Here is a 4,110-nt window from a genome sequence, read left to right on the forward strand (position 1 = left end):
ATATTATGGTTAAAGTAGAAAAATTAGGTGTGTTTCTTAGCTCAATAAATGCTTTTTTTGTACAGATAAAGGGCTCAGAAGCATCTATTGACACACCTTATTTGAATCATAACAGAAGTGCCGTTGGCTATGATTATAGTGGTGTGATTGAGATATCGGGCCCACTTGAGGGTTGTGTCTATGTCAGTGCGCCAAGTGCGATGTTGCGAGAGATCATCAAAGTGATGGGCGAGCCTGACTCATCAATCAAAATGATGAAAGATTTACTGGGTGAGATGGCTAATACCATCTCTGGTAATGCTCGTACTGAGTTTGGTGCTGAGTTTATTATCTCACCACCTCACATTGTTGAAGGTGTCCCGAGTGTGTCTTATTTGCCTAAAGACCGACAGAGCTATGTCACACCATTTACTTGGCATGGTTATAAAGCGGTTATTGGTATTTGTATCGCATAATCAGATATAGAGCAAAGTATATACAGTCAAAGTAACTTCAAAAAGCGACACATTAGTGTCGCTTTTTTTGTTTGTAGAAAAGATTATATTTCGCTTTTATTTTAATGCGTTATACTAATAAATGACTGGAGATGATTGTGGAATATATGATAAAATACGGCGCAGCTATTTTATAAGTTAGAGTTTGATGTTTTACCAATTTTAATAATAGCTTCTTTTTTAAACCAACCAATGACACACACATCATGGCAAAGAATTGCTGGGTGTTTGGCGACTTGATTAATTTGTATAAAAGTTAGTGTTGTTTTAATGAGCATTAACCGTTAGCAGATGCGTGTCGCTAGATAGGCAGTTTTTGTGATGTGGAGGCATAACCCAACCAATAGGAAAATTTAACATGGCTACAAAGAACCCAACCAAAATCGAAATGCGCGACTTATTACAAGCCGGTGCTCACTTTGGCCACCAAACACGTTTTTGGAACCCAAAAATGGGACCATACATCTTTGGTGCACGTAACAAGATCCACATCATCAACCTAGAGCACACAGTAAAAGCGTTTAATGAAGCTTTGACTTATGTAAACGGCCTAGCTGCCAAGAAAAACAAAGTATTGTTTGTTGGTACTAAACGCGCTGCAAGCGGCATCATCCGTGAGCAAGCTGCCCGCGCTGGTATGCCGTACGTTGACCATCGCTGGTTAGGTGGCATGTTGACTAACTGGAAAACACTACGCCAGTCAATCAATCGTCTAAAAGAGCTGGAAAAGCAATCAGAAGACGGTACTTTCGCGAAGCTAACTAAGCGTGAAGCGTTAGAACGTACTCGCGATATGGAAAAACTTGAGCGTTCACTAGGCGGTATCAAAGACATGGGCGGCCTACCTGATGCTATCTTTGTTGTAGACGTGGATCATGAAGCGATTGCTATCAAAGAAGCCAAGAATTTGGGTATCCCAGTTATTGGTATCGTTGATACAAACTCTAGCCCAGATAACGTTGATTACATCATTCCAGCTAACGATGATGCTATCCGTGCGGTGACTTTGTATGTTACCTCTATGGCTGATGCTATTATTGCTGGTAAAGAATATGCACAGACTCAAGCTGGCGGCAAAGCTGAGCAAGCACCTGCTGCTGAAGAAGCACCAGCTGAAGCTAAAGCAGAAGAAGCTGCAACTCCAGCAGAATAAATAGCTGGCCGAAAAGGTTTAACTTAATAAGAATAATTTGATAGCGTATCTATCAGTACACTTATGAGGTTATTAACAGCGTATAAGCTTACAATAGGCATGATGTAGTTTTACTCGTCATGCCTTGTTGTTGATGGATAGGCAGTTAGTAGGCGAGTATTATCGCCTATGTTTTTCCGCACTATACAGTGTCTATGATGACTATTTACAATAGATACGGTTATCACGGAAACAGTGACATCATACAATCAGATTGCATGGCTATACAGTAAAAAATATTAGCAAAAGTTAAGCACTATAGTTGAATCCAAATGATTTCGAGACAAGTAAGCCAAATGCAAGCTATACATTAGTATGGTTAGCGAGGATAACGACGTAGCGGATTTATACGGACTTGACTATATCCAACATAACAATACTAAGGTGACTCTTATGTCAGAAGTAAAAGTATCTGCCAAAATGGTAAAAGAATTGCGTGACCGTACTGGTCTTGGCATGATGGAATGTAAAAAAGCGTTAGAAGAATCAAACGGCGATGTTGAAGTTGCTATTGATAACCTACGTAAATCTGGTCAAGCTAAAGCAGCTAAAAAAGCGGGTAACATCGCAGCTGATGGCGCAATCATCATTGCCCAAGGCGAAAACAAAGCATTTTTGTTAGAAGTTAACTGCCAAACTGACTTCGTTGCAAAAGATGATAGCTTCACTGCATTTGCAGAAAAAGTAGCTAATATTGCCCTAGAGAATAACGTAACAGACGTTTCCGCTATCTCTGCATTGCCTTATGGCGATGGTCAAACAGTTGAAGAAGCACGTGTATCATTAGTACAAAAAATCGGTGAAAACATTCAGGTTCGCCGTGTTGAAGTACTTGAAGGTGCAAACATCGCTGCATACCGTCATGGTCTACGTATCGGTGTGGTCGTTTCTTATGAAGGTGGTACTGCAGACACTGGTAAGAACCTTGCCATGCACATCGCTGCATTTAACCCGGTTGCGGTTAATGACGAAGACGTTTCTGCTGACGTACTAGCACGTGAAAAAGACATCATCGAAGCCAAAGCTAAAGAGTCTGGCAAACCTGACAATATCGTTGAAAAAATGATCGAAGGTGGCTTACGTAAGTACTTAGACGAAGTAACTTTACTACGTCAGCCATACGTTATGGACAACGATAAAAAAGTTGGTGACGTACTAAAATCTGAAGGCGTTAAAGTACTTGGTTTCAAACGTCTAGAAGTTGGTGAAGGCATTGAGAAGAAGCAAGAAGATTTTGCTGCTGAAGTTGCTGCGACTCAAGCAGCTAACAAGTAAGTTTTAAAATATCGTAAGCGCTATGTTAATTGTGAGCATTGTATCAATTGCTTGATGTAGTGCTTACTGATTGTTTAAACAAGCTTGTTTTTGAATCTAAGAAACATAAAAAAGCCCGTTAATTAGTTAACGGGCTTTTTTATGTCTAGCTTACTTATCTTGGGGTTACTGTTTTACATACGCTAGCTTTTTAGCGACTTAATGTTTTAGCGTAAAGCAGCATACGCTGAGTTGACATAACTGGCACTGTTACCATTACTACTGGTGCCATAACTGACATTTTTAAGACCACTGCTTGTATTATTGTTTTGGTTACTAGCGCTCATAGTCACGCCATATAGGCCTGAATCATTTTTATACAAACTATGATAGCGGCTCATTACTTTTTTAACATAGTTCTGTGTTTCTTTGAAGGGAGGGATGCCACCGTATTTATCGACATTGCCTTCCCCTGCATTATAGCCTGCCACAGCATATTCAATTCTATTGTCAAAACGGCGCATGAGCCAAGCGATATATTTAGCTGAGCCCTCGATATTTTCGGCTGGGTTCCAAGGATTATTTACTTTAAAGCGGCGGGCAGTGGCAGGCATTAGTTGCATCAGACCTTGTGCGCCAACTGGTGAGCGTGCATTGGGATTAAATGCTGATTCAGTATGCATCATTGCTTTCATGAGCGCTGGATCTACGCCATGACGCTGGGCTGAGGCACGAATATAGCTATCATAAGCATTGCGGCTACTGCTTTTACTAGCGGCGCTGCTTCCGTAGTTATTGTTATTGCTATCGTCGTACATCTTAGAGTTTCTATAGTGGGTAACTTTGACTGTTTGAGTAAATTTATCAAAGTCACCACTAGTTTGACTGCGATTGGTAAGTAGTATTTGACCGTCGCTACTTTTTTTGATGTACATACTATCTGCATAAGCTGTAACAGAAAAGGTTAAAGTACTAGTAATGACAGTAAGTAGGGTGGTAGACAAGCAGCGAGTAACTAGGGTTGTAATATTTATCATAGGGTTATCACTTTTCATCGAGTAATAGCAAGGTATTTTGCCTATAGGCGCATTGTTGTGCGCGTTTAAGCGGTTATCGTGTCGGTAACGAGCTCTATAAAGGATATAGCAACTCAGAACACATCACTTCTAA

At 40.4% G+C, this 4,110-nt stretch carries 4 protein-coding genes; 3 read left to right on the forward strand and 1 reads right to left on the reverse strand.

The genetic code is table 11. The annotated features are described in order from the left end of the window. The 3 genes from ACT3SX_RS14240 to tsf form a co-directional block, all read left to right on the forward strand. Window positions 1-455, forward strand: a 455-nt coding sequence (locus ACT3SX_RS14240) for a chemotaxis protein CheX (RefSeq protein WP_444518770.1), incomplete at its 5' end; no start/stop codon positions are given. A 397-nt stretch (window positions 456-852) separates the two neighbouring features. Further along, on the forward strand, window positions 853-1,647 hold the full coding sequence (rpsB, locus tag ACT3SX_RS14245) for a 30S ribosomal protein S2 (RefSeq protein ID WP_192520448.1): 795 nt from the start codon (window positions 853-855) through the stop codon (window positions 1,645-1,647). A gap of 432 nt (window positions 1,648-2,079) precedes the next feature. Next, window positions 2,080-2,961 carry a translation elongation factor Ts gene (gene tsf / locus ACT3SX_RS14250; protein ID WP_192520447.1) on the forward strand — a complete coding sequence of 294 codons (882 nt, stop codon included), beginning with the start codon at window positions 2,080-2,082 and terminating at the stop codon, window positions 2,959-2,961. Window positions 2,962-3,167: 206 nt separating this feature from the next. Here tsf and ACT3SX_RS14255 read toward each other — a convergent pair whose 3' ends face one another. Continuing rightward, window positions 3,168-3,977, reverse strand: a complete 810-nt coding sequence (locus tag ACT3SX_RS14255) for a lytic transglycosylase domain-containing protein (RefSeq protein WP_192520446.1) — start codon at window positions 3,975-3,977, stop codon at window positions 3,168-3,170. Window positions 3,978-4,110 lie beyond the last annotated feature (133 nt).

The organism is Psychrobacter sp. AOP31-B2-9 (assembly GCF_052378005.1).
Lineage (GTDB): Bacteria > Pseudomonadota > Gammaproteobacteria > Pseudomonadales > Moraxellaceae > Psychrobacter.

What these genes read in the sequence shown, in the direction of transcription:
- rpsB (WP_192520448.1), top strand. Translation starts at nt 853, where the DNA reads ATGGCTACAAAGAACCCAACCAAAATCGAAATGCGCGACTTATTACAA.
- ACT3SX_RS14255 (WP_192520446.1), bottom strand. Translation starts at nt 3,977, where the DNA reads ATGATAAATATTACAACCCTAGTTACTCGCTGCTTGTCTACCACCCTA.
- tsf (WP_192520447.1), top strand. Translation starts at nt 2,080, where the DNA reads ATGTCAGAAGTAAAAGTATCTGCCAAAATGGTAAAAGAATTGCGTGAC.